The following is a 24899-nucleotide window of genomic DNA, read 5'->3' as shown; positions in this document are numbered from 1 at the left end:
TTACAGATGAAGCCCGGCGAGTCTCTCGCCGGGCTTCTTTTTTGTATCCGGCAGGAGAATCATTTAAGCTCAACGTTTAACAGGCAATGGAGTGATGACGATGGGTAACGTGACCAAAGATGAAGCGCTGTACCAGGAGATGTGCCGGGTGGTCGGAAAGGTGGTGCTTGAGATGCGTGATTTAGGGCAGGAGCCAAAGCATATTGTCATTGCCGGTGTTCTGCGTACCGCGCTGGCGAACCAGCGCGTGAAACGCAGTGAATTGACAACCGAAGCGATGGAAACGGTGGTTAAAGCGCTGGCCGGGTAAGGCGCCAGCGCTTCGCAAGCTGCTCAAGCGAGCAGCAGAGCAGGTAATAGACCACGCCCGTAAAGATAAAAATGGCCGCCGGGTAGATTTGCACCCGGTTGTTGACCTGTCCCGCCACCGTGGTCAGCTCCGGGACGTTCACGATAAACGCCAGCGACGTATCCTTCAGCAGGCTGATAAAAATCCCCACCAGAGACGGCAAAATATTCCCCAGCGCCTGCGGCAGCAGCACGCGCCTCAGGGTTTGCTGCGTGCTGAATCCCTGTGACAGCGCGGCTTCGTACTGCCCGGTCGGCAGCGCGCTCAGCCCGGCCAGCACCGAGTGCATCACGGTGGCCGCCGTAAACCAGGCCAGCGCCAGCGTGACGGTCAGCGCTCCCGGCAGATCGCCCCCGGTGATGAGCGGCAGGAGATACCACATCCAGAAAATCACGAAGATGAGCGGGATCCCGCGAATCAGCTCTGCCCATAAAAAGAGGGCTTTGCGCACGAGCCCGGTAAAGCGCCAGGCCAGGCACGCGAGCGCAATCCCCGCGGGCAGGGCGATAACGGCTGCTCCAGTCGCCATCATCAGCGAGAGCAACACGCCCCCCGGTTCACCGGCTGCCGCGCGTCCCCACAGCAGATAATCGAGGTTATCGGTGATGACATTAAGTCCGGCAATCATGTTTTTCACTCCCTGCGGTAGCGACGATCGGACGTTTACGTTTCGCCTGCGGCCCAAGGCGAACCAGCACCATTCCCATGACCAGACCGGTCAGGAGATAGAGTGCGGTACCGAGGGTAAATGCCTCCAGCGCGTGCGCGTTATAGCTTTCGATCTGCCTGACCTGATAGGTGAGCTCGGCGAAGCCAATCCCGCTGGCGAGCGAGGAGAGCTTCATCAGGTTGAGATACTGTCCCACAACCGGCTGCCAGGCGTTAGCCAGCCCCTGCGGCAGCAGGATGTAGCGAAACACGCGCCACGTAGAGAAACCCTGGGCGAGCGCCGCCTCCCGTTGCCCGGCTGACACAGACCGCAAGCCAGATTCCACTTCTTCGATTAAAAACGCCGAGGTAAATACGCCCAGCCCCCAGGCAGAACATAAAAATTCGGGCGTAAACCACCAGACGTCGCCGGGCAGAATGGACCAGCTGTGATCGGCGTTGACCGCGTCGCGAAACGCCTGCGGCAGCCCGTTCCAGGCGGCAAAATACCAGAACAGCAGCTGCACCAGCAGCGGCGTATTGCGAAACAGCGATACCCAGCCGCTGACGATCGCTTTCCCGACGCGTCCGCCTGAAAGGCGCAGGAGCATAAAGAGCAGTGCGAGCAGGCTGGCCAGCGCGATCCCCGCCAGCGTCACCCACAGGGTGGTGAGAAATCCGGAAAGTATCCACTGCAGAGGCTGTCCGGCCAGTACTCCCTGCCAGTCGAGCGCGGGCATTACAGATGCTCCTGATGCAGCGGGTCCAGCACCTTTTGCAGGAACCGCTGCGCGCGCGGATGCGATGGCTGGCTGAAAAACTGCGCCGGCGGCGCGGTTTCCAGAATTTGCCCGCCGTCGATAAAGACAATCCGGTCGGCGATTTCCCGGGCAAACTGCATCTCGTGGGTCACCACGATCATCGTGATCCCGCTGTGGGCGAGGGCTTTCATCACAAACAGCACTTCACCAATCATCTCGGGATCGAGTGCCGACGTCGGCTCGTCAAAGAGAATGATTTGCGGTGACGAGGCCAGGGCGCGGGCAATCGCCACCCGCTGCTGCTGTCCACCGGAAAGCTCAGCCGGGTAATGGTGGGCTTTTTCCAGCATCCCGACTTTCTCCAGCAGGGCCAGCGCGCGCGCCTGAGCGGGCAGCGGCTTCCAGCCGTGGACGTGCTCAAGCGCCAGGGTGATGTTCTGGCTGGCGGTGAGGTGGGCATAAAGATTGAACTGCTGAAACACAAACCCCACGCGGCTTCGCAGCTGGCGCAGCCCGCTACCGGAGAGCCTGCCGGTAGGCTTGTTGTCGACCAGGATCTCCCCGCCGCTCAGGGGTTCAAGCTGGTTGATAAGACGAATCAGGGTGGATTTACCGGAACCCGACGGGCCGAGGATGGCAACCACTTCACCGGGCGTGATAGTGAGGTTAATGTCGTTCAAAACCTGATGGTCACCGTAGCGTTTGTCCACGTGGCGAAACTCGACGCTGGCCTGTTCCAGATGTGAAAAATCCGCGGCACCGGCCGCGGAGTGGGAAAATAAACCTGAGAGCATATTACTTAGCTTCTATTTTAAAGGCGCGAGGCTGTGGGGCTGGGGTGCCTGGACCAAACCAGACGTCGTAGATTTTAGCCGCCTGGCCGTTCTTCTCGAGATTGACCAGCTCATCGTTGACGGCTTTCAGCAGCGCCGTTTCACCTTTTTTCACCCCGACGCCAATCTCTTCTTTGCTCAGCAGGTCGGGCAGGATTTTGAAGTTGGCTTTATCCGGCGCCTGCGCCAGCAGACCGGCCAGAATGGTGCTGTCCTGAGTGATGGCCTGTACGTTGCCGTTGCGCAGCGCGGTCAGCGCCAGCGGAATATCGTCATAAGAGAGGACGCGGGACTGCGGGAAGCGCTGGTGCAGCGCCTGCTCGCCCGTCGTGCCTTTGACCGCGCCAATGCGCGCCCGGCTGTAGTCATCGAGCTTGTCCGGAGATTTCGCCGGAACGAGGAACTGCTGGCCGGTAACGAAGTAAGGCGTCGAGAAATCAATCACCTGCGCGCGTTCCGGCGTGATGGTGATATCCGCCACAATCAGGTCGGCTTTGCCGGACTGCAGCAGCGGAATGCGGTTGGCCGGATTGGTGGCAACCAGTTCAAGCTTCACGCCGAGCGATGTTGCCAGCGCTTTGGCAAAGTCCACGTCGTAACCCACGATCTCATGCGTTTTGGCATCAATCGAGCCAAACGGCGGGTTGGCATCAAACGTGGCGACTTTCACCACCCCTGCTGCCTTGATATCCGCCAGCTGATCGGCCTGCGCCTGCGCTGAAAACAGGCCCCAGGCTGCCACTACGCCCAGAACCAGCGTCCGTTTTTTAAACCCTTTCATTTTTGCTGCCATAGTCATACGCCATCCCGTTGTTTTTGTTTTACCCCGTTACGCTCCCATAAGGGAAAGCTATCGCCAAATAAGAAATCGTTCTTTGCTATGAGCAAAAAAGCATTAGTGAACAAGGTGTTAATGAAGCGTGAAAAGGACGGGGCGCTATTTGCAGATCCTGCACATCGACAGTGGATTTTGGTATTTCCCCTGCACGGGAGTGGGGTGCTTAACTGAAGGCAGATACGGCGAGAGAGGGTAAAACGATGAAAAAATGGATCAGCACGTTACGGCGGTTTTTTGCGACCCGACCAGCGAATGCTGAGAACAGCGCGCAACGTGTTCTTGAGTCGATACTGCCTGTCGCCAGCCTGTATGGCGTAGACGTTGCCAACATTGACCCGGAGTGGTTCCATGATAAAACGCCACGCTGAACTGCGCCGCACGCGCGAAACGTACTGGAATGAGGTGTGCGTGACGTCTGTAAAGCCTCAAAAGACGGAAAAGTACGCTCTGAATCATTCGGTTAATTAGCCCGCTTTTGTTACCAATGTGTCCTTTCAGTCATGGAGAAAATGATGAAACGGACCACGTTAACACGCGCGCTTTCTGTCCCTGCGCTACTTTTCACAATTCATGCGGCACACGCCGCACCGCAGGCGCATGTTGTTTGCGGCTATTCCCATACCCTTGGCGATGACGCCATTATGATGTACGGCATGCCCAACGAGGCCATGCTGCACGACTTCTTCGGCAACGTGCAAACGGATGCTGACTCCAGCCGTGAATCCCTGCGCCGGGATGAAAAGACCACCTGCGATAACAAAGCCGACAGCTCTGCCTACTGGGCACCTTCGCTTCGCCTGCCTGACGGCACGGTCGTCAAACCGGCGTATCAAAAAACCTATTATCAGGCATCGAACGTGGACGCCTGGCCGCTACACCCTTTCCCGGCGGGGCTGTCGCTGCTGGCGGGCGACCATCACGGTAGTGCGCCGAATCCACATATCACCTTTTTATGTGCCAACGGCAAGGGTTACACCACCAAAACCGGTGAGGTCTGCGGCTTGCGCAAGGCGAACGATGCCGTGCAGTTTAATATCGGCATTCAGTTTCCTAACTGCTGGGATGGAGTGAACCTGAAGCCTGCCCATGGTCTGATTAACGCCACCTACGACGTCAAGGGGCAGTGCCCGTCCACCTTCCCGGTGAAAATTCCCACCGTGAACATGAACATTGCTTACGTACTCCCGACGATTAGCTCGCTTGATACCAGCAAAGTGCAGCTCTCCATGGACCCCATCATGCACGGCGATGAGCGAGAAGAGCGGTGGGGTAGCCTGTATACGGCGCATGCAGATTTTATGAACGGCTGGACGGAAGACGCCGCGCGCTTTATGACTGACCTGTGCATGAACCGCGGGTTAGATTGTGGCACCACCGTCCCGTATGGTTATTCCAGAGCGAAGGCCAACGTCTGGCTCAGCAGCCTGGAGCCAGACCTCTCCCAGCCCGAACCGCAGGTTTTACTGGTGCAGGATAACTGGCAGAACGGGGGGCGCACGAAAAACAGCGAAACGCTGTCGCTGGTGAAGTTCCACATTCCCCCTCTGCCTGCCGGGCAGGATCCTTCGCAGTTTACGTACCGCGTGCGGATTTATGGCGGCAAAGTGGAAACTAACGGTGCCGATCAGATCTTCTTCTATCCGGCCAGCAATGACTGGGATCCTGCTACCGTAAGATGGGCCTCGCGTCCGGCCTGTAAGTATCGCTCCGACGCAGTGCTCTATCTGAACCATTCTCGTGAATACCGGATGGTGAACGTGGACAAAGCCGTGCGCAAGGCGCTGGCGGAAGGAAAAACCGAAATCTCGTGGTATATCGGCGGTGACCGCCAGGGGAATCATTACCAGTTCGAACCGGCGTCTTCATCAGAAAGCCTGGTTCTGATGCTAACGGGGTTTAAAAAGACGCCTGAGCTGTAATCTTCCCCGCAATGAAAAAAGCACCGGTTTTCCGGTGCTTTTTTATCAGATCTTGCAGGCGTCGCCGCAGTCGTCGTCGGCAATAATCGCCTGCGCTTTTTTATCCGCATCGTCCAGACGTTCTGCGTTTCGCTCTTCCGCTTCATCCAGACCGTTAAAAACTAAGTTATCGAGATCAATTTCCATGTTGCACCTGCTCTGTTCGGTTTTTGATACTGGCACAGTATAGGGTAAAAAACGCCAGCAATGTACCTCGCAGCACATAAGGATAATCCCTGCCATACTCAGTGCTTTATCACTGAGGAGCGCTCATGATTACACTCTGTAGAACCTGCGGTACTTCCTATGAGGGAACGCCGGAGAGATGTGCCATTTGCGAGGATGAACGTCAGTATGTTCCGGCCAGCGGCCAGGCGTGGATCGATTACGCGACGGTAACGGCGACACACGCCAACAAATGGCAGCAGCTGGAGCCGCAGTTATTCAGTATCAAGACGGTACCCGCTTTTGCCATTAACCAGCGGGCACTCCTCCTGCGTACCCCCCACGGTAACATTCTCTGGGACTGCATCGCCAACCTTGATCCTGCAACCCAAACGCTCATCGCCGCACTCGGCGGCCTTCGCGCGATTGCGATTTCGCATCCGCACTATTACACCACGATGCAGGAGTGGGCCGCGGCTTTCGACGCGCCGGTCTATCTGCACGTGAGCGATAGCGAATGGGTGATGCGCGACAGCCCGGCGATTCATTTCTGGGAGGGCGATGCGCTGGAGATAGTACCGTCGGTTACGCTGCTGCGTCTCGGCGGGCATTTTGCGGGCGGAACGGTACTGCACTGGCAGGAGGGCGAGGGCGTTTTACTGGCGGGAGACATTTTGCAGGTGACCCCAGGGAAAGAGGCCGTGTCGTTCATGTGGAGCTACCCGAATATGCTTCCGCTGCCTGCCCGTACGGTTGAGGACGTTACCCGGCGCCTGGCGGGAAAATCGTTCGCCCGTCTTTACGGCGCGTTCGAAGGGCAGAACATTCCGGCAAACGCCGATGACATCGTGCAGCGGTCGGGCCAGAAATATATTGCTTGTCTCAAGTGAAGCACGGTGGGTAAACTTTGCGAGTGTGATCTCGATCATGCCTAAACGAAAACAGATAAAAGAGAAATTGCTATGCAACATATCATTGAAGGTTTTCTCAGCTTTCAAAAAGAGATTTTCCCGCAACGTAAAGAGCTCTTTCGCAGTTTAGCGTCCAGCCAGAATCCCAAAGCGCTGTTTATCTCCTGCTCCGACAGCCGTCTGGTCCCTGAACTGGTCACCCAGCAAGAGCCGGGACAACTCTTTGTTATTCGTAATGCTGGCAACATTGTTCCACCGTTCGGGCCGGAGCCAGGCGGCGTCTCTGCCACTATCGAGTACGCGGTAGTGGCGCTGGGCGTGACCGACATCGTGATCTGCGGCCACTCCAACTGCGGCGCGATGAAGGCGATTGCCGATAACGCGAACCTGGAGCCGATGCCTGCTGTATCGCACTGGCTGCGCTATTCCGACGCGGCAAAAGCCGTGGTAGAGAAAAAAAGCTGGGATAAGCCGATCGATAAAGTGAATGCGATGGTGCAGGAAAACGTCTTTGCGCAGCTCAGCAACATCAAGACCCACCCGTCCGTCGCGGTGGGCCTGCGTAATAACTCGCTTCGCCTGCACGGCTGGGTATACGACATTGAAAGCGGCAAAATTCTCGCCCTGGATAAAGCGACGAAAACCTTCGTCTCGCTGTCGGAAAACCCGGAAGTGTTCTTCGAATAATCTCGCGTTGCAGGGCATGGAAGCCCTGTCAGTTCTCCACGTACGGTAACCGACGCCGTATACCTGAGGCCGGTTTTTCAGCCGCCTTCGCCATCGCTTCTGCAATCTCCGCACACTCTGCCAGCCCCTGAACGAAGGGACGATCGTGCATCAGCCACGGTATTGCACCGAAGGCGATGCGCCCACGAACCGTTTCTGGCGCTTTTAACGTGTAATCCTCGCCGATGTCGGGGATCTCATCGCCCGTCTCCTCAAGCTGTCTGCGCAGCGATGGGAAAGGCAGATCGTTTGTTTTAAGCGGCTTTTGCCCGCGCGCATCAATAAAGACGTCGAAACGATAAACGGTCTCTTGTGTGGTGATGACTGTCCGATCGCTGCCGGCATCAAGCGTGTAATCATCGCCGAGCGCCGCCACGCTAATGATGCCGGCCTCGCGAAGCGCAAGCAGCCTGCGGATAGACTGCGGCGGGATGGCGGCATAGTTGTCGATAAACACGCGGGCGAGGCCCTGCTTAAAGCGCTCTCTGTCCTCTTCGTTGAGGTGGGGCACAATCTCCTGAACCACCTCATGCAGTCGAAGGACGGTATAGCGCCAGGCCACGGTGCGCCGTTCGCGTTTATTGCGTTCAACCTCGTTGAGATTCTCTTCCGCCCAGGTAAAGGGCCCGTGGCGCTTACGATCCTCAAACCAGGCCTCACGAATGGTGTCCGCATTCAGCGTATGCAGAGACATTTTCTCGCACCACGCCGGGTCGGCGAGTTCAAGCTCTTTCACCATCAGGGCAAAGACTCGGTCAAGCAGGCCATCCGGTCCTTTGGCTATCTCGCTTTCCACTACGAATTCGGTCAATACCGACAGCGGTTCATAAGGGATGGGGCAGTAAAAATCGGCTTCCGGCAGAATGCCCGTCCGGGACATCAGCGTAATGTTTAACCCTTCGCTGCCGCTGTCGAGGATGAATTTACCGTCACGAAACTCGCCGTGCTGCATCACCACCGCCATAGCCGCGTCCAGACCGCTCAACGAGGTGCCCATAATGCCCACGCGGCAAGGGGGAATGCGGGCGTCCATCAGGCCGGACCACGGGCTTGGGAAGAACGTGCGCGTGGCTTCATCCTCCTCTGGCCAGACGTGGCCGGTGGCAATAACCGCCAGGTCGAATTTATCCGCTAATGTGCGGTCATTGACCGAAATCGTCACGCCGGTTGTCGAAGGGTTGATGTCCGTTATCTTCGCGGATTCATGGACCTCAACCTGGAACCCCAGCTTTTTCGCCTCTTTTACGATTGAACGAAAGCTGTCGCGAAAATACTCTCCCAACAGGAGCCTGGGCAGGAACTGCCGATCGTGCAGGCTGGCTTTATCAACTTTAAAACGCGCCAGATGGTCGTCGCTTTGCTCCTTAAGCCAGTCGAGGTAGGTCATAAAAATGGGCGGGATTTCAATGCTCGCAATGTTCGCCAGCATCAGCCGGGAATTATCGTCATCGTTATAGGGCATGCCCACGCCAGCTTCATCGGCCTGTTCAAAGACGGAAACGGAGAGTGGGGTATTGTTATTAAGCAGATGATAAAAGGTGTAAATTCCCGTGGGGCCGGAGCCGATAATCGCGATCTTCTTCATCAACACGTTTCCTGTGTTTCTTTCCATAGGAAAAGCGTAGCAGGAGAATAATGATGAAAATAAGGGATTAAGAAAATTCAGGGTAACTGAGGAGAATTTGCACCATTTCAGGACTGAAATGGTGCGTCCGAGTGGACTCGAACCACCGACCCCCACCATGTCAAGGTGGTGCTCTAACCAACTGAGCTACGGACGCAGAATGGTGCGTTCAATTGGACTCGAACCAACGACCCCCACCATGTCAAGGTGGTGCTCTAACCAACTGAGCTATGAACGCAACGTGTTGTCGGTGACAACGGGGACGAATATTAGCGGCACAGCACCGAGGTGGCAAGAGGGAAAATGCAATTTTCTCTCTGATTTCACGCGATTGCTGTATTACCGCGCAAAGTGAAGAGAAAGTAGCCGCCGGGGGGCGGCTACTGCGTATTTAACGTGCAGCGCGTTGCAAAATGATCGTTGATGGCTGGCGCTGCAGGAAGCGCATGCGCAACATCATCATAATTGCCGCCGACGTCAGGCCGATGATAAAGCCCATCCAGAACCCCGCCGGTCCCATGCGGTCAACCACCAGGTCGGTCAGGGCCAGAATATACCCACACGGCAGACCCAGCACCCAGTAGGCGATGAAGGTGATAAAGAAAATGGAACGCGTGTCTTTATAGCCGCGCAGCACCCCGCTGCCAATCACCTGGATGGAGTCCGAAATCTGGTAAATCGCGGCCAGCAGCATCAGGTGCGAGGCCAGCGCGACGACTTCCGGATTGTCGTTGTAGAGCAAGGCAATCTGCTCGCGCAGCGCCACGGTAAAAAGCGCCGTGCAAATGGCCATGCAGACGCCGACGCCCAGTCCGGTGCGCGCGGCGGTTTGCGCATCGAGCGTCGAGCCTTGCCCCAGGCGGAAGCCCACGCGAATCGTCACTGCTGCGGCCAGCGACATCGGCAGGACAAACATCAGGGAGCTGAAGTTGAGCGCAATCTGGTGCCCGGCGACGTTCACAATGCCCAGCGGGGAGACCAGCAGGGCGACCACGGCAAACAGGGTCACCTCAAAGAACAGCGCAAGGGCAATCGGCAACCCTAACTGCACCAGGCGCGTCATGATGTTCCAGTCCGGCGTGCTGAATCTGTTCTCGTTACGAATATCGCGCATGGAGCGGGCGCGCTTCACGAAGGTAAGCATTGAGAAGAACATGACCCAGTAAACGGCGGCCGTCGCCACGCCGCAGCCGACACCGCCCAGCTCCGGCATCCCGAAATGACCGTAAATAAAAACATAGTTAACGGGAATGTTGACCAGCAACCCGATAAAGCCCATCACCATGCCGGGCTTGGTTTTCGCCAGACCTTCACACTGGTTACGCGCCACCTGGAAGAAGAGATATCCAGGCGCCCCCCAGAGCAGGGCGCGCAGATAGCCCACGGCTTTGTCCGCCAGGGCCGGGTCAATGTTATGCATAGCGCGAATGATATGGCCCGCGTTCCAGAGCACGACCATGATCAGCACAGAGACAAACCCGGCCAGCCAGAAACCCTGGCGGACCTGATGGGCAATGCGCTCGCGGCGCCCCGAGCCATTGAGCTGAGCGATAACAGGCGTGAGCGCGAGCAGCAGACCGTGGCCGAACAGGATGGCCGGAAGCCAGATTGACGTGCCGATAGCAACGGCCGCCATGTCGGTGGCGCTGTAGCCACCTGCCATTACCGTATCCACAAATCCCATTGCGGTCTGGGCCACCTGCGCGACGATCACGGGTATAGCCAGTGCCAATAACTGGCGCGCTTCATTCATGTACTTCTGCACGTGAACACCTTTATTTTGTAGTTATATGAGAGACTAAAAAAGCCGCCGAAACGGGCAGCAAGAAGAAAATGCAGGGGGGTGCCAGCTATTGTAGCGGGCTTTAGCTATTTATCTAGTGAAAAAATCGCCAGAAAATGCGCTCCGCTGGCAACCTGTTTTTCCAACTGTTATTGTGGAGGGATTAAACGGTGTCATCACCGTTCGGAAAAAACAGGAGTTGTAAGCATGTTTACTGGTATTGTGCAGGGCACTGCCAAAGTGGTGTCCATTGATGAAAAACCTAATTTCCGTACTCATGTTGTTGAGCTGCCGGAATATATGCTTGAGGGCATCGAAACCGGTGCCTCGATTGCCCATAACGGCTGCTGCCTGACCGTGACCGAAATTAACGGCAACCAGATTAGCTTTGATTTAATGAAAGAGACGCTGCGGATCACTAACCTGGGCGAGCTGGTGGTAGGCGATACCGTCAACGTTGAGCGCGCGGCGAAGTTCAGCGATGAGATTGGCGGCCATTTGATGTCCGGGCACATCATGACCACTGCCGAAGTGGCGAAAATCGTGACCTCGGAAAATAACCGTCAAATCTGGTTTAAAATGCAGGACCCGTCATTAATGAAATACATCCTCTATAAAGGATTTATTGGCATTGACGGGATTAGCCTGACGGTGGGAGAAGTGACGCCAACGCGTTTTTGCGTGCATTTAATTCCTGAAACGCTGCAGCGCACCACGCTGGGCGCGAAAAAATTGGGGCATCGCGTGAATATCGAAATCGATCCGCAAACCCAGGCCGTGGTTGATACGGTGGAGCGCGTGCTGGCAGCAAAAGAAGCCGCAATAATAAAGACCGCAGAAGAAGAATAAAAAATAACCCCGGCTATCCGGGGTTATTTTTTTAGCGTGCGACACGCAGTCCGTGTTCAATCCCCCGGCTGAATACCACCTGCCAGAGCTGAATATCCCGTGCGCGAAACGCCCCCGCGCAGGCATTCAGATAATAGCTAAACATCCGTTTAAATCGTTCTGAATAGTTGTCCGCAATCTCGGGCCAGGCTTTCTGGAAACGTTCATGCCATGCCATTAAGGTGGTGTCGTAGTCCGCGCCAAAGTTATGCCAGTCTTCCATCACGAAATGGGATTCACTGGCATTGGCAATCTGGCGAACGGACGGTAAACAGCCATTCGGAAAGATATATTTATTGATCCACGGGTCAACGTTGTTGTCGGTCCGCTTAGAGCCGATGGTGTGCAGCAGGAAGAGGCCGTCCGGTTTCAAATTACGATCCACCACCTCAAAGTAGGTGTCGTAGTTTTTTGGCCCCACGTGCTCGAACATGCCGACGGAAACGATCCGGTCGAACTGCTCGTTCAGGTCACGGTAGTCCTGCAGCCGGATATCCACGTCAAGACCCTGACAGCGCTCCCGCGCCATTTTTTGCTGTTCCGCTGAGATCGTCACGCCGACCACGCTGACGCCGTAGTGCTTCGCCATAAAATACGCCAGCCCGCCCCAGCCGCAGCCGATATCCAGCACGCGCATGCCGGGCTGTAGCTGCAGCTTCTCGCTGATCAGGCGCAGCTTGGCCTGCTGTGCTTCCTCAAGCGTCGACGCGTCTTTCCAGTAGGCGCAGGAATATTGCATGAAAGGGTCCAGCATGCGGCTGAACAGGTCGTTGCCGAGATCGTAATGTTCTTTGCCGACGATCCAGGCGCGTTTTTTACTTTGCAAGTTAAACAGTCGGGCAGAGGCGACACGCAGGGTGTCTTTCAGATTGCGGGGGAGTTGATTTTCCAGACCGGCACGCAACACGCTGGCAAAAAAGATATCCAGCCGTTCACATTCCCACCAGCCGTCCATATAACTTTCTCCCAGGCCTAACGACCCTTCCCGCAACACGCGTTTAAAAAAGTCGGGATGTTTAACCTGGGGATCGGATGGCGAAGATCCGTTGATAGTGATGCCTGCTCGACCTAACAGTTCACTGACGATCCGGGACCAGTTGTCGTCCGGAACGCTGACTTCTTCTATACACGATGAACTCATAGCTTCTCCATCACCCTGATGTGATCAGAACCTTCAAACAGCGTAGACGCTTTTTTTGGTTTGTGAGAAATCTCACGGTAAATACCGCGAGGCTAGTATCCGACGTAGAACAGAGGAAGGGAGATAACCCTTGCCGAAATGCCTTCCATGGTAAAACGGGAGCACTCCGGCTCCCGTTAACACTTAATATTTATCGTATTTAATCGAACCAAATTTAGTATAGGCCTCAAAATTTGGTGATTCAATAGAAAATTGTTAGCAACCTAATCACTGAAATGTAACATGATTTCTGGCGCAATCAGGCATGCGAGGTTTCCACCTGCGCACCGCTATCCTGCTCACGCTGCGCGGACGCCTGCATGCGGTAACCCAATACCGCCAGCGCAACGGTGACCAGCATCACGCTGGTGGTGGTCAAAAGCGGCGTCGCAATCAGCGCCGAGACCACCAGGCTTGCCAGGAAGCACAGACCCAGCTGCAGGGTATTTTGCAGCGCGGCGGCGCGGCCTGTCGCCTGCGGGAACGGACGTAACGCCTGTGCCACCACGATCGGGTAAATCGCCCCGTTCGCCACGGCCATCACGCAGAAGGGAATCAAAATTTCAGCCAGGCCCGCGCCCGGAATAAACCCGACGGCCCAGGTACCGATGACGCTCAGCGCATAGAGCACCAGCAGCCATGGCAGCATCTGCTGACCTTCCCATTTTTGCAGCGCCGCGCGGCAGCCGTACCCGCCCACCAGGAACGCGATGGTCTGCGGAACATAGCTCAGACCGATGGCCGCCGGGCTGTAGCCCATATCGTGCAGAATAAACGGCGAGCCGGTGAGCCACGCGAAGAAGCTGGCCGAACAGGCGGCATAAATCAGGACATTCCCGCGATACGCCTTGGCGCTCAGCAGGGAGGTGAAGGTAATCGGCGTCGCGTCGGCATGCGCCTCTTTTTTATGCGCGGGTTTAAGGGCAAACGCCGGCAGCATCAGCACCAGCGTGATGGCAAACAGCGTGGCAAAAATGGCCTGCCAGTCAAAGTGCGCGAGGATCCAGCTGCCCAGCAGCGGAGCCAGGGCAGGGGAGAGGCCCACCAGCGGCATAATGGTGGCGAAAATACGGTTTGTGCGGTTAGCCGGGTAGTAGTCGGTCACCAGCGCCTGCCAGGTCACCGCCGCAGCACAGACGCCCACGGCCTGAACGAAGCGCAGCACCAGCAGCAAGGTAGCATCGCGCACCCACAGCATCCCCAGGCAGCCCACGGCAAAAATGGCCAGACCCAGCAGCAGCACCGGTTTACGGCCGAAGCGATCCGAGAGCGGTCCCCAGAGCAGCTGCGCGAAAGCAAAACCGGCAAGGAACAGGCTCAGGCTGGCGCTGATGGCCGCGGCAGGGGTTTGCAGGTCTTCCTGCATCGCGGCAAACGCGGGCAGGTACATGTCGGTGGCCAAAAAGCCCAGCACGCTTAAGCCGCCGAGCCAGACTAAAAATCCTTTCCTGGGTTGCATTCTTTTATTCTCCTGAGGAGGCAGGTGTACGTTGGCGCAGAGTGTAGGGAGTGCAAAGCGGCTTGTGAAACGCTAATATTTGGCGGGTGCATTCAAATTTTTTGCAGGCAGAAAATGTGGTCAGATTATTCTCTTGAAGTGGTCGATGCTGTTGCGCGTAACGGCAGCTTTAGCGGTGCAGCGCAGGAGTTGCACCGCGTCCCTTCGGCCATCAGCTACACGGTGCGTCAGCTTGAGGAGTGGCTGGCGGTTCCGCTGTTTGAACGGCGGCATCGCGACGTGGAATTAACGCCCGCCGGAGCATGGTTTTTGAAAGAAGGGCGTTCTGTTATCAAAAAAATGCAGATCACCCGCGAACAGTGTCAGCAGATCGCCAACGGCTGGCGGGGGCATCTCGCCATCGCGGTAGATAACATCGTGAAGCCGGAACGCACCCGACAAATGATCGTGGATTTCTATCGTCATTTCTCTGACGTCGAGCTACGGGTCTCGCAGGAGGTGTTCAACGGCGTCTGGGATGCGCTGGCGGACGGCAGGGCGGAGATGGCGATTGGCGCGACGCAGGCGATCCCGGTCGGGGGACGTTACGCCTTTCGCGACATGGGGATGCTGAGCTGGAAATGCGTGGTGGCCAGCGATCATCCTCTGGCAGCGATGGAAGGTCCGCTGAGCGACGATACGCTGCGCAACTGGCCGTCTCTGGTGCTGGAGGATACGTCGCGTTCATTGCCCAAGCGTATCACCTGGCTTCTGGATAACCAGCGGCGGGTGGTGGCTCCTGACTGGGAATCATCGGCGACGTGCCTCAGCGCCGGGCTGTGCGTCGCGATGGTGCCCGCTCATTTTGCGCGTCCGCGCATCGATACCGGAGAATGGGTTGAACTGACGCTGGAGAATCCGTTCCCGGACGCGGCCTGCTGCCTGACCTGGCAACAAAATGATGTCTCGCCCGCCATGGCCTGGCTGCTGGATTATCTGGGAGACAGCGAAACCCTAAACCGGGAATGGTTACGGGAGCCAGCGTAGCTGGCCCCGTAAAGGGATTAACGACGGTAGTCGCGGAACGGACCGTCCGCAACGGAACGGCGTTCAATCAGGCGCGGGTGAACTTCAATGGACTGCGACTCTTCGCGCTTGTTGACGATCCTGTCCAACAGCATATTGAAGGCCGTTTCGCCCAGCGAATCTTTTGGCTGGTGAATGGTTGTCAGCGCCGGGGTGAAGAAGCGCGCGTTACGCACGTTGTCATACCCGATCACGGAAATATCCTGCGGTACACGCAGACCCAGTTCATCGGCGGCGCAGAGTGCGCCCATGGCCATGATGTCACCGCCGCAGAAAACGGCGGTCGGGCGGTGCTGCTGGGAAACGATCTGCTGCATCGCGCGGTAGCCTGATTCCGGCTCAAAGTCGCCCTGCACGATCCAGTTTTCCGGCACGGTGATGAGCGCTTCTTCCATCGCTTTCATAAAACCGGCCAGACGGCCCGCGCCGGTGTTACGCTCCAGCGGACCGGGGATCACGCCAATCTCGCGGTGACCGCGTTCGATCAGGTAACGACCCGCCATGTAACCGCCTTCGAAGGCGTTGTCGATAACGGAGTCGGTGAAGTCCGCGCGCGCTTCACCCCAGTCCATGACCACCATGGGGATATGGCGATACTCTTCGAGCATCGACAGCACGGATTCCGGGTACTCGGAACACATCACCAGCAGGCCATCCACGCGCTTCTGCGCCATCATCGACAGGTAGGCACGCTGTTTTTCTATGCTGTTCCATGCGTTGCCCAGAATCAGGGTATAGCCTTTCTGGAAGCAGTTCTTCTCTACCGCTTCAATGATCTCGGCAAAATAGGCCGCTTCACTGCTGGTGGCCAGCAATCCAATGGATTTGGTGTGATTAACCTTGAGGCTGCGCGCAACCGCACTTGGCGAATAGTGCAGCTCTTTGATCGCTGCCCAGACGGCGTTGCGCGTCTCTTCCGCCACGAAGCGGGTTTTGTTAATTACATGTGATACGGTTGTAGTGGAAACGTTTGCGCGTTTTGCTACGTCTTTAATTGTTGCCATTAAATGTCACTCCAGACCATATCCTAAACTCCTGAAAAACTTGAAGGTAAACGTTTGCCTTCTCTCACCCTTATCACGCAATCTTGAATTGCGGCACGCCGGGAAAACGACACGGGACGTCAGGAGGGGGTCAATGGCCGGTACGCTAATAAATTTAGCGTGGAATTTTGTCCTATCTTGATGAAAAGGGGAAGAGGTAAAGTGTTTATCAGCCTAAATCCAGGAAGATTTTTGACGTAAATTATGCAAAAATGAGCAGGCTCACTTTTCGTGGGGGGATTAAAAGGAGAAAAATTGATGAGTTCCGATCTGAAGTTTTCGCTGTTCACCACCGTGGTTGTGCTGGCTCTGATTGTCGCGGCGGGTCTGACGGCCGCGCTGCACTGATTTACGCGGAGGGAGAGACTTCTCCCTCCCGCTCCCCCCGATTGTTACTCCTAAGGCAAAAATCTTTTGCCATTTTGTTAACTTCTCATTTTTTGTGATTGATGTCATGCTTTCCGCTTCTTTGTTCTGTGTCACCACATGACACGGCATCCGGAGTTGACGCATGAAAATCAATTTTCCCCTGCTGGCCCTGGCGATTGGCGCTTTTGGGATTGGCACCACTGAATTTTCCCCGATGGGGTTACTGCCCGTTATCGCCCGCGGCGTGGACGTCTCGATCCCTGCGGCCGGCATGTTAATCAGCGCCTACGCCATTGGCGTGATGGTGGGGGCGCCGCTGATGACGCTTCTTCTTTCACACCGCGCGCGCCGCAATGCGCTGATTTTCCTGATGGCGATTTTCACCCTCGGCAACGTGCTTTCGGCCATTTCGCCGGACTACACCACGTTGATGCTGTCCCGTATTCTGACCAGCCTTAACCACGGCGCGTTCTTTGGGCTGGGGTCGGTTGTGGCGGCAAGCGTGGTGCCGAAACACAAGCAGGCCAGCGCCGTAGCCACCATGTTTATGGGCCTGACCATCGCTAACATCGGCGGCGTTCCTGCGGCAACCTGGCTGGGCGAGGTCATTGGCTGGCGGATGTCCTTCCTGGCGACGGCCGGACTGGGCGTGGTCGCGATGGTGGCCTTGTTCTTCTCCCTGCCAAAGGGCAATGCCGGAGAACGTCCGGAAGTGCGTAAGGAGCTGGCGGTGCTGATGCGCCCGCAGGTGCTCTCTGCGCTGCTGACCACCGTGCTGGGGGCAGGGGCGATGTTTACCCTCTACACCTATATTTCACCTGTGCTGCATGACATCACCCACGCAACGCCTCTCTTTGTGACCGCGATGCTGGTGCTGATTGGCGTGGGCTTCTCGATTGGCAACTATCTCGGCGGGAAATTTGCCGACCGTTCCGTGAGCGGAACGCTGAAGGGCTTCTTAACCCTGCTGATTGTTATCATGATCGCCATTCCGTGGCTGGCGCGCAACGAGTTTGGTGCTGCGATCGCAATGGTCGTCTGGGGGGCTGCAACGTTCGCGGTGGTGCCACCGCTGCAGATGCGCGTGATGCGTGTCGCGCATGAAGCGCCGGGCCTCTCATCCTCGGTCAATATTGGTGCTTTCAACCTGGGCAATGCGCTCGGTGCGGCGGCCGGTGGGGCCGTGATTTCCGGTGGGCTGGGGTACAGTTTTGTGCCGGTGATGGGGGCGATTATTGCCGCGCTCGGTCTGCTGCTGGTGATGATGTCGGGTCGTAAACAGCCAGAAGCAGCCTGCGCTGCGGAATAAACCAAAAACGCAGAAGGGCGAACCCTTCTGCGTGTCTCTTACGCGGTGAAGTTCTTCGCCACAAAGTCCCAGTTAACCAGTGCCCAGAAGTGCTCCAGGTAGTTAGGGCGCGCGTTACGGTAATCGATGTAGTAAGCGTGTTCCCATACGTCCACGGTCATCAGCGGCTTCGCGCTGGTGGTCAGCGGGGTGCCTGCGTTAGAGGTAGACACGATAGCCAGTTTGCCATCCGCCTCTTTGACCAGCCACGTCCAGCCTGAACCGAAGTTCTTGATGGCGGCATCGGTGAATTTCGCTTTGAATTCCGCGAAGCTGCCAAAGGCGGCGTTGATGGCGGTAGCCAGTTCACCGGCAGGTTCGCCACCGGCATTCGGCGCCAGGCAGTGCCAGTAGAAGGTGTGGTTCCACACCTGAGCGGCGTTGTTGAATACACCACCCTCAGAACTGCGGACGATCTCTTCCAGCGTTTTGCCTTCAAAATCGGTGCCCTTGATAAGGTTGTTGAGGTTGGTGACGTACGTCTGGTGATGCTTGCCGTAGTGATATTCCAGGGTTTCCGCAGAAATGTGCGGGGCCAGGGCGTCTTTTGCATACGGTAGTGCAGGTAATTCGAACGACATTGCTTCTCTCCTTATTGTATTTTGTGTTGTCAATAACCACACAGACAACAAGGACAGGATAGCAAATTGAAAGGGTATGCAAAAGAGGAACTTACCCTGCCACGGGTGTGGCAGGGCAGGGGTTAGCGAATGGTTTTCGGCGTCATCACGCGACGCGCGCCGACGTAATGGCGCACCCAGTAGTCTTCACTGAGCGAGGTGATCTGAATATCCTGGCCGCTACGCGGTGACTGGATGAATTTTCCGTTGCCGACATAGACGCCAACGTGGTCAGCCGTCCCGCGACCCTGCGTGCGGAAGAAGACCAGATCGCCGTTCTCCAGCTCTCCTCGGTTGACCGGGGAAGCATCGCGCAGGTGGTACATCTCGTTGGCGGTGCGCGGAATGCGGAACTTGACCAGATCTTTATAGGCGTAATAGACGAGGCCGCTGCAGTCAAAACCGGTACGTGGCGAAGTCCCGCCCCAGTGATACGGTTTGCCAATCTGCCCCATCAGCTTGTTCATTGCGGTTTTTTGCGCTTTCTGGACGCGCACTTTATGCACTTCCGCTATTTTTGTGACCTTGGTGCATTTCGCCTTATGGCCTTTACGCGCGATGCATTTTTCAGTCACGAGGTTAGCGGCGGTTTGCGAAGCTTTACTTTTGACGGTGTGGGCTGTGCGGGAAGAGGTGGTTTTCGTCTTGCTGGAAGCAGTTTTTTTAGTCTGTGTGTTTGTCTTTTTCTTGTCGTTCTTAGCGGTGGTTTTTTTCTTACGTTCTGTGGCTTTCACCAGATGGTTTTTTTGTACAGCAGAATGCCGCGCCTGCTGAGAGGCGTTTGCCACTGGCGTGAAGGTGAGTGAAGTAAACAGTAAAGCACAGAGCGTGATCGAGATTTTATTTATCCGCGCCACTGGGCAGTCCCCTGATAAATGCAGGTCATCAATAATACCCGCGTGTGATTTACAAAGCCCGTCGATTCTAATCCATAAAAAGCCAGAAAGTTAATACCATTTTTCAATCTCTAATCCTGTTTCGTTAGCAAGTGCAAAAAAATTCATCGTTCTGTCGTACATTTGCCCATTCCCTAAGCAAAACCCTGACTGACGCAGGGGTAAACACCATTTGCAATGCAACTTTTCATCACTCGGAGTAGAATGTCTATACGTGACAAAAATGTTATTTTCCGATGCCAGTCTGAACCGCTACAATGTCAGACGAATGCCGTAACAGAAGTTAAAGGAAGCAAGACATGAGCACCACTATTGAAAAAATCCAGCGCCAGATCGCTGAAAACCCGATTCTGCTGTATATGAAAGGTTCTCCAAAGCTGCCAAGCTGCGGCTTCTCCGCGCAAGCGGTTCAGGCGCTGTCTGCCTGTGGTGAGCGTTTTGCTTACGTTGATATCCTGCAGAACCCGGACATCCGCGCTGAGCTGCCTAAGTACGCGAACTGGCCGACCTTCCCACAGCTGTGGGTTGACGGTGAACTGGTTGGCGGCTGCGATATCCTGATTGAAATGTATCAGCGCGGCGAACTGCAGCAGCTGATCAAAGAAACCGCGGCGAAGTACAAAACGGAAGAGCCGGACGCAGAGTAACTTTCTGCGGAAATAAAAAAGCGACCTGCTATGTGGTCGCTTTTTTTTTGTCGGGTGCCGCTGCGCTTACCCGACCTACGATTGGCGCTCGGCCTCATCATCCATCGGCAGCGGCCAGCCGCCCAGACGCTTCCAGCGGTTGACGATCTCACAGAACAGCTCTGCGGTACGCTCCGTGTCATACAGCGCGGAGTGCGCCTGCGTGCCGTCGAACGGAATGCCAGCCGTAATACAGGCCTTTGATAACACCGTTTGTCCCAGCGCCAGGCCGCTCAGCGCGGCGGTATCGAAGGTCACAAACGGGTGGAAGGGGTTGCGCTTGAGCGCGGCCCGCTCGGCGGCGGCCATGGTAAAGCTGTGATCGAAGGTGGCGTTATGAGCCACCATAATGGCGCGGCTGCAGTTGCTCTCCTTCATGCCTTTGCGCACCATTTTAAAAATGGCGTGCAGCGCATCATATTCACTGACGGCACCGCGCAGCGGGTTATGCGGATCGATACCGTTAAACGCCAGCGCTTCCGGCTGTAAGTTTGCCCCTTCGAAAGGTTCAACGTGGAAATGCAGCGTGGTGTCCGGTGTAAGCCAGCCCTGTTCATCCATCTTCAGCGTGATGGCGGCAATTTCGAGCAGCGCATCGGTTTTAGCGTTAAATCCGGCTGTTTCTACATCAATGACAACGGGATAAAAACCACGAAAACGGTCGCACAGACCGCTAAATTGAGCGTTATCGGACATCAGGGTCTCTTACATGGGGAAAAAGCAGAGCGCATTATGGCAAATTTTGCGGGGTGATGCAGTAAAACTACGGGCGCACGTTGCGCCCTGAGGGATCAGTTGCCCAGACCGCGACCGGCGTCTTTGGCTTCAATCAGCTCGATTTTGTAACCGTCCGGATCTTCCACAAACGCAATCACGGTGGTGCCGCCTTTTACCGGGCCCGCTTCGCGCGTAACGTTACCGCCATTTTTGCGAATGCGTTCGCACGCGTCGGCCGCGTTGTCCACTTCCAGCGCGATATGGCCGTAGGCCGTGCCCAGCTCATAGCTGTCAACGCCCCAGTTGTAGGTCAGCTCGATCACCGCTTCATCCGTTTCCGGGCCGTAACCCACGAATGCCAGCGAGTATTTGTATTCCGGGTTTTCGCTGGTGCGCAGCAGCTTCATGCCCAGGACGTTAGTGTAGAAATCGATTGAACGTTGCAGGTCGCCAACGCGCAGCATGGTGTGAAGTAGGCGCATAATTTCCTCATTAACCAATGGAATAAAAAAGCTTTTTGAACAGAAACGATGTTTTAGTATAGCGGCGAAGTGTCGCCGCTATCAATGAACAATGGCGAGATTACAGAGAAGGGTAGTCGGTGTAGCCTTCCGCGCCGCCGCCGTAGAAGCTTTCCGGACGCTGCGGGTTGAGTGCCGCTTTTTTCTGCAGACGAGCAACCAGATCCGGGTTGGCGATGTAGTCGCGGCCAAACGCGACGGCATCGATCAGCCCTTTATTGATCAGATCTTCGGCTTTCTCAGGCGTATAAGCACCTGCACCGATGATCACGCCGTGGAAGCGCTCGCGCACTTTCTGGCGGAAGGCTTCAGTGTAAGGCTTACCGCCAGCCCAGTCAGGCTCGGACATGTGCAGATAGGCAATACCGCGCTTGGCCAGCTCGTCAATCAGATAGAGCGCGTCCGCTTCCTCGTTCGGGCCGTTGTCGACGTTCTGGAAAGACCCGATTGGGGAAACGCGAATGCCGATACGGTCCGGGCTCCACTCCTTGCATACCGCATCCACCACTTCCAGCACCAGACGGGCGCGGTTTTCGACGCTGCCGCCGTACTGATCGGTGCGATGGTTTGACGACGGTGACAGGAACTGGTGCAGCAGATAGCCATGCGCGGAGTGCAGCTCAATCAGATCAAAACCGGCTTCACGGGCGTTGGCCACGGCCTGTCGGAAGTCGTTAACAATCCCCGGGATTTCGTCCAGCTCCAGCGCGCGTGGCATAGAGGTATCCACGCGGATCGCATTGCCGTTTTCATCGCGCAGGGACGTACGGGTATTGGCGCTCAGGGCCGACGCGGAGACCGGTGCCTGACCGCCAGGCTGGATGCTGCTGTGTGAGATACGACCGGTATGCCACAACTGGACCGCAATACGACCCTCTTCAGCGTGAACGCCCGCGGTGATTTTCTGCCATGCCGCGATCTGTTCCGGGCTATGGAGGCCCGGCGCACCGGCGTAACCCTTCGCCTGAGCAGAGATCTGCGTGGCTTCCGTGATGATCAGGCCAGAGCTTGCGCGTTGACGGTAGTATTCGCCCATCAATGGAGTGGGGATGTCACCCGGCTCAATACTGCGCAGACGGGTCAGCGGAGCCATGAACACGCGGTTTGGCGCCGTGACGGCACCCACTTTCAATGGGGTAAACAGTTTTTCAGCTGACATAAAGACTCCTGAGTAGACCAGTCGACTAGTAATAAAGTAAATAAAAAGCGCCCGTTATACGCCAGGCGCAGTAATGCTGTTTTTCACATGTGCCAGCGCGCTTTCCAGCGGCAAGGCACTGCGCGAAATTTTTGCCTGCAGATTGGCCCCTAACCACAGGGAATAGAGCACCTGAGACTGCATTAAGGGGTCGCCGGTAAAGGCCAGCGTTTTTTCGTCGCGGCCTTTTTCCAGCGCCTGGGCCAGCAGGGCGATCACGCCGCGGGCACCCTTATCCATCGCCGAGCGCATATCTTCGGAAAGATCGCACACCTCGGCAGACAGCTTGACCGTCAGGCATCCGCTGATAATGCCCTGCTGACAGAACTGGTTCAGCGTTTCCTGATAGTAGTTCAGAACACGATCCCGATAGTTTCCTTCACCCGACGCAAAATGGGTCGCCAGACGCTGGTGGTAGCCCGCGTAATGACGCTCCAGCATTGCCACGCCAAAGGCTTCTTTGGACCGGAAGTAGTGATAAAACGACCCCTTCGGTACCTCAGCGGTTTTTAATAACTCGCTCAACCCCATACCGGTAAACCCGCGATGCATGCAAAGACGCTCGCCGGTTGCCAGGAGATGATCGCGGGTATCGTGTTCAGTATTTCTGCTCATGGCCGCACTCTAATAGACCGTTCGGTCTAATGCAAGCGAGTTTATTGCCGACATGCGCTCAGAATATCCAGCTGCTGTTGATAAACGTTTGATTTCACGTCCATCATACCCAGTACGGTCGAGAACAAATTGTCCTGGGAAACCGCATTTTTTGCAGCGTGGTCGCGTAAACACTGTTCATTGATGCCAAAGTTTTTCGCGTAGTCGGGTGACAGCCAGAACATAAACGGAATGTGCGTTTGCTGCTCCGGCGCCAGCATGTACGGCGTACCGTGCAGATAAATGCCGCTTTCACCCAGTGACTCACCGTGATCCGAGAGATAAATCAGGGCGGTGTTCATGCTTGCCTGGCGCGCTTTCAGCGCATCAATGGTTTTGCTGACCATGCTGTCGGTATACAGGATGGTGTTGTCATAGGTATTCATCAGCGCCTGATGGTCGCAATCCTGAATTTCATTGGTGTCGCAGGTTGGGGTAAATTTACGGAAATTGTCCGGGTAACGGCGATAGTATGCCGGACCGTGGCTCCCCATCAGGTGGATAACCAGCACCGTGTCCTGCTTCAGACCATCCAGCACGTTGTCCAGACGGTAGAAATTCACATCATCAATACAGGATTTGTCTTTGCAGAACTGATCCAGATTCCACTGCGTCATATCGGTATGCGGCACGCGATCGCAGGCGCCTTTACAGCCGCCGTCGTTGTCGCGCCAGAGCAGGTTGATCCCCGCATGCTTCAGCACATCGAGCAGACCTTCCTGATGGTGAGCCAGGTCGGCATCGTATTTGCTGCGCGTCATGCCCGAGAACATGCACGGAACGGAAACGGCGGTTTCGGTGCCGCAAGAGGAGGCCTGCGGGAAGTTAATCACATCCTGCTTTTTCAGCTCCGGGTTCGTTTCACGATTGTAACCATTCAGGGAGTAGTTCGCCGCGCGAGAGGCTTCCCCAACGACCAGCACCAGAACGGTTTTCTTTTGCTGGCCGGTAATCAACGGTCCTTTATGGGCATCTTCGCCAATGCGCACCAGCGTTTGATCGCCTGCAAACCAGCGCATTTTGCTGTACTTCACCACGGCGCTGACATAGTTGGCCGGGGTCACCATTTTGACGATGCTTTTGTTGTTGCGAAACAGCGACGCGTAATCTTTATAAAACAGCGCCGCAATCAGGATAATCACCAGCAGGGCACCGAGCATCGCGGCGACGCGCGTCAGCAGGGCATACCACCATTTCCCGGTACGAATGCGGGTCAACGCCAGCACCACGGAGGGAACGAGGCCTGCGATAACAATCCACAGAATCATCTGCGGGGTCACCAGGGCTGTCGCTTCCTGAGAGTTGGTTTCGAACACGTTCACAATCATATTCTGATCGATCACCGCGCCGTAGGTGTACATAAAGTAGGTGGCCGCGGCGCATCCGACCGTTAAGACGATCAGCAGCGGCTTACGGATATAGGGGATATTCAGCAGGCTAAAGACAATCACCCAGCCGCAAAACAGCACCAGCGGTACGGACGCGGCAAAGAGGATGTCGTGCAGGTGCGCAGGGGCAATAATGGCCCAGCTGCGCTGGATAAACAGCCCATTAATCAACGTAAAAAAGAGTGCACAGCCCAGAGTAAATTTAATGTCGTTACATTGTAACTTTTTGATTAACCACATCGATCGGTAAACCTGTCATTGTCATGATGGG

General features: G+C 56.0%; 27 protein-coding genes and 2 tRNA genes. 10 read left to right on the top strand and 19 right to left on the bottom strand.

Annotated features, from left to right (window positions below; genetic code table 11):
* Positions 1-100 precede the first annotated feature (100 nt).
* Positions 101-310 (top strand): fumarate hydratase FumD, encoded by a 210-nt coding sequence (fumD, locus tag C6A40_RS04900; RefSeq protein WP_008500615.1) that lies wholly within the window; start codon positions 101-103, stop codon positions 308-310.
* Here fumD and C6A40_RS04895 read toward each other — a convergent pair.
* The 4 genes from C6A40_RS04895 to C6A40_RS04880 are packed head-to-tail and all read right to left on the bottom strand — an operon-like array spanning position 291 to position 3384.
* Positions 291-977, bottom strand: coding sequence for an amino acid ABC transporter permease (locus C6A40_RS04895; RefSeq protein ID WP_032674617.1), 687 nt, complete (start codon positions 975-977; stop codon positions 291-293). The genes fumD and C6A40_RS04895 overlap by 20 nt on opposite strands.
* Positions 961-1737: an amino acid ABC transporter permease gene (locus C6A40_RS04890; protein WP_045336082.1), complete on the bottom strand. Its 777-nt coding sequence runs from the start codon at positions 1735-1737 to the stop codon at positions 961-963. The genes C6A40_RS04895 and C6A40_RS04890 overlap by 17 nt, the downstream gene beginning before the upstream one ends.
* Positions 1737-2552 (bottom strand): amino acid ABC transporter ATP-binding protein, encoded by an 816-nt coding sequence (locus tag C6A40_RS04885; RefSeq protein ID WP_045336080.1) that lies wholly within the window; start codon positions 2550-2552, stop codon positions 1737-1739. Before C6A40_RS04885 ends, C6A40_RS04890 begins: the two co-directional genes overlap by 1 nt.
* Position 2553: 1 nt before the next feature.
* Positions 2554-3384, bottom strand: coding sequence for an ABC transporter substrate-binding protein (locus C6A40_RS04880; RefSeq protein WP_021241119.1), 831 nt, complete (start codon positions 3382-3384; stop codon positions 2554-2556).
* Between the two features lie 245 nt (positions 3385-3629).
* Between C6A40_RS04880 and C6A40_RS25080 the strand changes: the two genes are divergently transcribed.
* Both C6A40_RS25080 and C6A40_RS04875 read left to right on the top strand, forming a co-directional pair.
* Entirely contained in the window at positions 3630-3797 is a 168-nt protein-coding gene (locus C6A40_RS25080; RefSeq protein WP_008500610.1) for a hypothetical protein, read from the top strand.
* A 144-nt stretch (positions 3798-3941) separates the two neighbouring features.
* Complete coding sequence (locus tag C6A40_RS04875; protein WP_045336078.1) at positions 3942-5348, top strand: DUF1996 domain-containing protein; 1407 nt, start codon at positions 3942-3944, stop codon at positions 5346-5348.
* Positions 5349-5393: 45 nt separating this feature from the next.
* Here the strand turns inward: C6A40_RS04875 and C6A40_RS04870 are convergent, their stop codons facing one another.
* A complete protein-coding gene (locus tag C6A40_RS04870) occupies positions 5394-5534 on the bottom strand; it encodes a hypothetical protein (RefSeq protein ID WP_008500607.1) in 141 nt (46 codons plus the stop codon).
* A 125-nt stretch (positions 5535-5659) separates the two neighbouring features.
* Between C6A40_RS04870 and C6A40_RS04865 the strand changes: the two genes are divergently transcribed.
* Both C6A40_RS04865 and C6A40_RS04860 read left to right on the top strand, forming a co-directional pair.
* The gene (locus C6A40_RS04865) at positions 5660-6442 is read left to right on the top strand and encodes an MBL fold metallo-hydrolase (RefSeq protein WP_045336076.1); all 783 of its coding nucleotides are present in this window, start codon (positions 5660-5662) and stop codon (positions 6440-6442) included.
* A gap of 72 nt (positions 6443-6514) precedes the next feature.
* The gene (locus tag C6A40_RS04860) at positions 6515-7150 is read left to right on the top strand and encodes a carbonic anhydrase (RefSeq protein WP_023292639.1); all 636 of its coding nucleotides are present in this window, start codon (positions 6515-6517) and stop codon (positions 7148-7150) included.
* 28 nt (positions 7151-7178) lie between these two features.
* Here the strand turns inward: C6A40_RS04860 and C6A40_RS04855 are convergent, their stop codons facing one another.
* From C6A40_RS04855 to mdtK, 4 genes are all read right to left on the bottom strand, one after another.
* On the bottom strand, positions 7179-8774 hold the full coding sequence (locus C6A40_RS04855; protein WP_045336074.1) for an FAD-NAD(P)-binding protein: 1596 nt from the start codon (positions 8772-8774) through the stop codon (positions 7179-7181).
* 119 nt (positions 8775-8893) lie between these two features.
* Positions 8894-8970 (bottom strand) — tRNA-Val (locus tag C6A40_RS04850).
* 4 nt (positions 8971-8974) lie between these two features.
* Positions 8975-9051: transfer RNA gene (locus C6A40_RS04845), tRNA-Val, on the bottom strand.
* Between the two features lie 153 nt (positions 9052-9204).
* Positions 9205-10578 (bottom strand): MdtK family multidrug efflux MATE transporter, encoded by a 1374-nt coding sequence (gene mdtK, locus C6A40_RS04840; protein WP_021241123.1) that lies wholly within the window; start codon positions 10576-10578, stop codon positions 9205-9207.
* Between the two features lie 225 nt (positions 10579-10803).
* On the opposite strand from mdtK, the gene C6A40_RS04835 reads away from it, so the two are divergent.
* Positions 10804-11445 (top strand): riboflavin synthase, encoded by a 642-nt coding sequence (locus C6A40_RS04835; RefSeq protein ID WP_008500602.1) that lies wholly within the window; start codon positions 10804-10806, stop codon positions 11443-11445.
* Between the two features lie 31 nt (positions 11446-11476).
* Here C6A40_RS04835 and cfa read toward each other — a convergent pair whose 3' ends face one another.
* Complete coding sequence (gene cfa, locus C6A40_RS04830) at positions 11477-12625, bottom strand: cyclopropane fatty acyl phospholipid synthase (RefSeq protein ID WP_008500601.1); 1149 nt, start codon at positions 12623-12625, stop codon at positions 11477-11479.
* Between the two features lie 298 nt (positions 12626-12923).
* Positions 12924-14123, bottom strand: a complete 1200-nt coding sequence (gene punC / locus C6A40_RS04825; RefSeq protein WP_045336072.1) for a purine nucleoside transporter PunC — start codon at positions 14121-14123, stop codon at positions 12924-12926.
* Between the two features lie 114 nt (positions 14124-14237).
* On the opposite strand from punC, the gene punR reads away from it, so the two are divergent.
* Positions 14238-15149 (top strand): DNA-binding transcriptional activator PunR, encoded by a 912-nt coding sequence (gene punR / locus C6A40_RS04820; protein ID WP_008500598.1) that lies wholly within the window; start codon positions 14238-14240, stop codon positions 15147-15149.
* Between the two features lie 17 nt (positions 15150-15166).
* Here punR and purR read toward each other — a convergent pair whose 3' ends face one another.
* Positions 15167-16192 carry an HTH-type transcriptional repressor PurR gene (purR, locus tag C6A40_RS04815; RefSeq protein ID WP_014883552.1) on the bottom strand — a complete coding sequence of 342 codons (1026 nt, stop codon included), beginning with the start codon at positions 16190-16192 and terminating at the stop codon, positions 15167-15169.
* A gap of 297 nt (positions 16193-16489) precedes the next feature.
* On the opposite strand from purR, the gene cydH reads away from it, so the two are divergent.
* Complete coding sequence (cydH, locus tag C6A40_RS04805) at positions 16490-16579, top strand: cytochrome bd-I oxidase subunit CydH (protein WP_008500596.1); 90 nt, start codon at positions 16490-16492, stop codon at positions 16577-16579.
* A 163-nt stretch (positions 16580-16742) separates the two neighbouring features.
* The gene (locus C6A40_RS04800; protein WP_045336070.1) at positions 16743-17909 is read left to right on the top strand and encodes an MFS transporter; all 1167 of its coding nucleotides are present in this window, start codon (positions 16743-16745) and stop codon (positions 17907-17909) included.
* A 38-nt stretch (positions 17910-17947) separates the two neighbouring features.
* Here C6A40_RS04800 and sodB read toward each other — a convergent pair whose 3' ends face one another.
* Together sodB and C6A40_RS04790 are read right to left on the bottom strand one after the other, a co-directional pair.
* Positions 17948-18529 carry a superoxide dismutase [Fe] gene (gene sodB, locus C6A40_RS04795; RefSeq protein WP_045336068.1) on the bottom strand — a complete coding sequence of 194 codons (582 nt, stop codon included), beginning with the start codon at positions 18527-18529 and terminating at the stop codon, positions 17948-17950.
* A gap of 122 nt (positions 18530-18651) precedes the next feature.
* The gene (locus C6A40_RS04790) at positions 18652-19425 is read right to left on the bottom strand and encodes a C40 family peptidase (RefSeq protein WP_045336066.1); all 774 of its coding nucleotides are present in this window, start codon (positions 19423-19425) and stop codon (positions 18652-18654) included.
* A 338-nt stretch (positions 19426-19763) separates the two neighbouring features.
* Between C6A40_RS04790 and grxD the strand changes: the two genes are divergently transcribed.
* A complete protein-coding gene (grxD, locus tag C6A40_RS04785) occupies positions 19764-20111 on the top strand; it encodes a monothiol glutaredoxin 4 (RefSeq protein WP_003832760.1) in 348 nt (115 codons plus the stop codon).
* A 75-nt stretch (positions 20112-20186) separates the two neighbouring features.
* On the opposite strand, the gene rnt is transcribed toward grxD, so the two are convergent.
* The 5 genes from rnt to eptA form a co-directional block, all read right to left on the bottom strand.
* Positions 20187-20846, bottom strand: a complete 660-nt coding sequence (gene rnt / locus C6A40_RS04780) for a ribonuclease T (RefSeq protein ID WP_008500592.1) — start codon at positions 20844-20846, stop codon at positions 20187-20189.
* A gap of 95 nt (positions 20847-20941) precedes the next feature.
* Positions 20942-21349 carry a lactoylglutathione lyase gene (gene gloA / locus C6A40_RS04775; RefSeq protein WP_008500591.1) on the bottom strand — a complete coding sequence of 136 codons (408 nt, stop codon included), beginning with the start codon at positions 21347-21349 and terminating at the stop codon, positions 20942-20944.
* 100 nt (positions 21350-21449) lie between these two features.
* A complete protein-coding gene (gene nemA, locus C6A40_RS04770) occupies positions 21450-22547 on the bottom strand; it encodes an alkene reductase (RefSeq protein WP_021241129.1) in 1098 nt (365 codons plus the stop codon).
* Positions 22548-22601: 54 nt separating this feature from the next.
* A complete protein-coding gene (locus C6A40_RS04765) occupies positions 22602-23201 on the bottom strand; it encodes a TetR/AcrR family transcriptional regulator (RefSeq protein WP_032651603.1) in 600 nt (199 codons plus the stop codon).
* A gap of 41 nt (positions 23202-23242) precedes the next feature.
* Positions 23243-24868 (bottom strand): phosphoethanolamine transferase EptA, encoded by a 1626-nt coding sequence (gene eptA / locus C6A40_RS04760; RefSeq protein WP_032674626.1) that lies wholly within the window; start codon positions 24866-24868, stop codon positions 23243-23245.
* Positions 24869-24899 lie beyond the last annotated feature (31 nt).

Source organism: Enterobacter sp. GER_MD16_1505_Eko_090, from assembly GCF_003331015.1.
GTDB lineage: Bacteria > Pseudomonadota > Gammaproteobacteria > Enterobacterales > Enterobacteriaceae > Enterobacter > Enterobacter roggenkampii.
Note: the sequence above shows the minus strand (reverse complement) of the source record. Positions and strands in the feature narration are given on the sequence as shown.

Bases quoted from the DNA above. Each gene is read 5' to 3' on its own strand.
- fumD (WP_008500615.1), top strand. From the start codon at position 101: ATGGGTAACGTGACCAAAGATGAAGCGCTGTACCAGGAGATGTGCCGG.
- C6A40_RS04895 (WP_032674617.1), bottom strand. From the start codon at position 977: ATGATTGCCGGACTTAATGTCATCACCGATAACCTCGATTATCTGCTG.
- C6A40_RS04890 (WP_045336082.1), bottom strand. From the start codon at position 1,737: ATGCCCGCGCTCGACTGGCAGGGAGTACTGGCCGGACAGCCTCTGCAG.
- C6A40_RS04885 (WP_045336080.1), bottom strand. From the start codon at position 2,552: ATGCTCTCAGGTTTATTTTCCCACTCCGCGGCCGGTGCCGCGGATTTT.
- C6A40_RS04880 (WP_021241119.1), bottom strand. From the start codon at position 3,384: ATGGCAGCAAAAATGAAAGGGTTTAAAAAACGGACGCTGGTTCTGGGC.
- C6A40_RS25080 (WP_008500610.1), top strand. From the start codon at position 3,630: ATGAAAAAATGGATCAGCACGTTACGGCGGTTTTTTGCGACCCGACCA.
- C6A40_RS04875 (WP_045336078.1), top strand. From the start codon at position 3,942: ATGAAACGGACCACGTTAACACGCGCGCTTTCTGTCCCTGCGCTACTT.
- C6A40_RS04870 (WP_008500607.1), bottom strand. From the start codon at position 5,534: ATGGAAATTGATCTCGATAACTTAGTTTTTAACGGTCTGGATGAAGCG.
- C6A40_RS04865 (WP_045336076.1), top strand. From the start codon at position 5,660: ATGATTACACTCTGTAGAACCTGCGGTACTTCCTATGAGGGAACGCCG.
- C6A40_RS04860 (WP_023292639.1), top strand. From the start codon at position 6,515: ATGCAACATATCATTGAAGGTTTTCTCAGCTTTCAAAAAGAGATTTTC.
- C6A40_RS04855 (WP_045336074.1), bottom strand. From the start codon at position 8,774: ATGAAGAAGATCGCGATTATCGGCTCCGGCCCCACGGGAATTTACACC.
- C6A40_RS04835 (WP_008500602.1), top strand. From the start codon at position 10,804: ATGTTTACTGGTATTGTGCAGGGCACTGCCAAAGTGGTGTCCATTGAT.
- cfa (WP_008500601.1), bottom strand. From the start codon at position 12,625: ATGAGTTCATCGTGTATAGAAGAAGTCAGCGTTCCGGACGACAACTGG.
- punC (WP_045336072.1), bottom strand. From the start codon at position 14,123: ATGCAACCCAGGAAAGGATTTTTAGTCTGGCTCGGCGGCTTAAGCGTG.
- punR (WP_008500598.1), top strand. From the start codon at position 14,238: ATGTGGTCAGATTATTCTCTTGAAGTGGTCGATGCTGTTGCGCGTAAC.
- purR (WP_014883552.1), bottom strand. From the start codon at position 16,192: ATGGCAACAATTAAAGACGTAGCAAAACGCGCAAACGTTTCCACTACA.
- cydH (WP_008500596.1), top strand. From the start codon at position 16,490: ATGAGTTCCGATCTGAAGTTTTCGCTGTTCACCACCGTGGTTGTGCTG.
- C6A40_RS04800 (WP_045336070.1), top strand. From the start codon at position 16,743: ATGAAAATCAATTTTCCCCTGCTGGCCCTGGCGATTGGCGCTTTTGGG.
- sodB (WP_045336068.1), bottom strand. From the start codon at position 18,529: ATGTCGTTCGAATTACCTGCACTACCGTATGCAAAAGACGCCCTGGCC.
- grxD (WP_003832760.1), top strand. From the start codon at position 19,764: ATGAGCACCACTATTGAAAAAATCCAGCGCCAGATCGCTGAAAACCCG.
- rnt (WP_008500592.1), bottom strand. From the start codon at position 20,846: ATGTCCGATAACGCTCAATTTAGCGGTCTGTGCGACCGTTTTCGTGGT.
- gloA (WP_008500591.1), bottom strand. From the start codon at position 21,349: ATGCGCCTACTTCACACCATGCTGCGCGTTGGCGACCTGCAACGTTCA.
- nemA (WP_021241129.1), bottom strand. From the start codon at position 22,547: ATGTCAGCTGAAAAACTGTTTACCCCATTGAAAGTGGGTGCCGTCACG.
- C6A40_RS04765 (WP_032651603.1), bottom strand. From the start codon at position 23,201: ATGAGCAGAAATACTGAACACGATACCCGCGATCATCTCCTGGCAACC.
- eptA (WP_032674626.1), bottom strand. From the start codon at position 24,868: ATGTGGTTAATCAAAAAGTTACAATGTAACGACATTAAATTTACTCTG.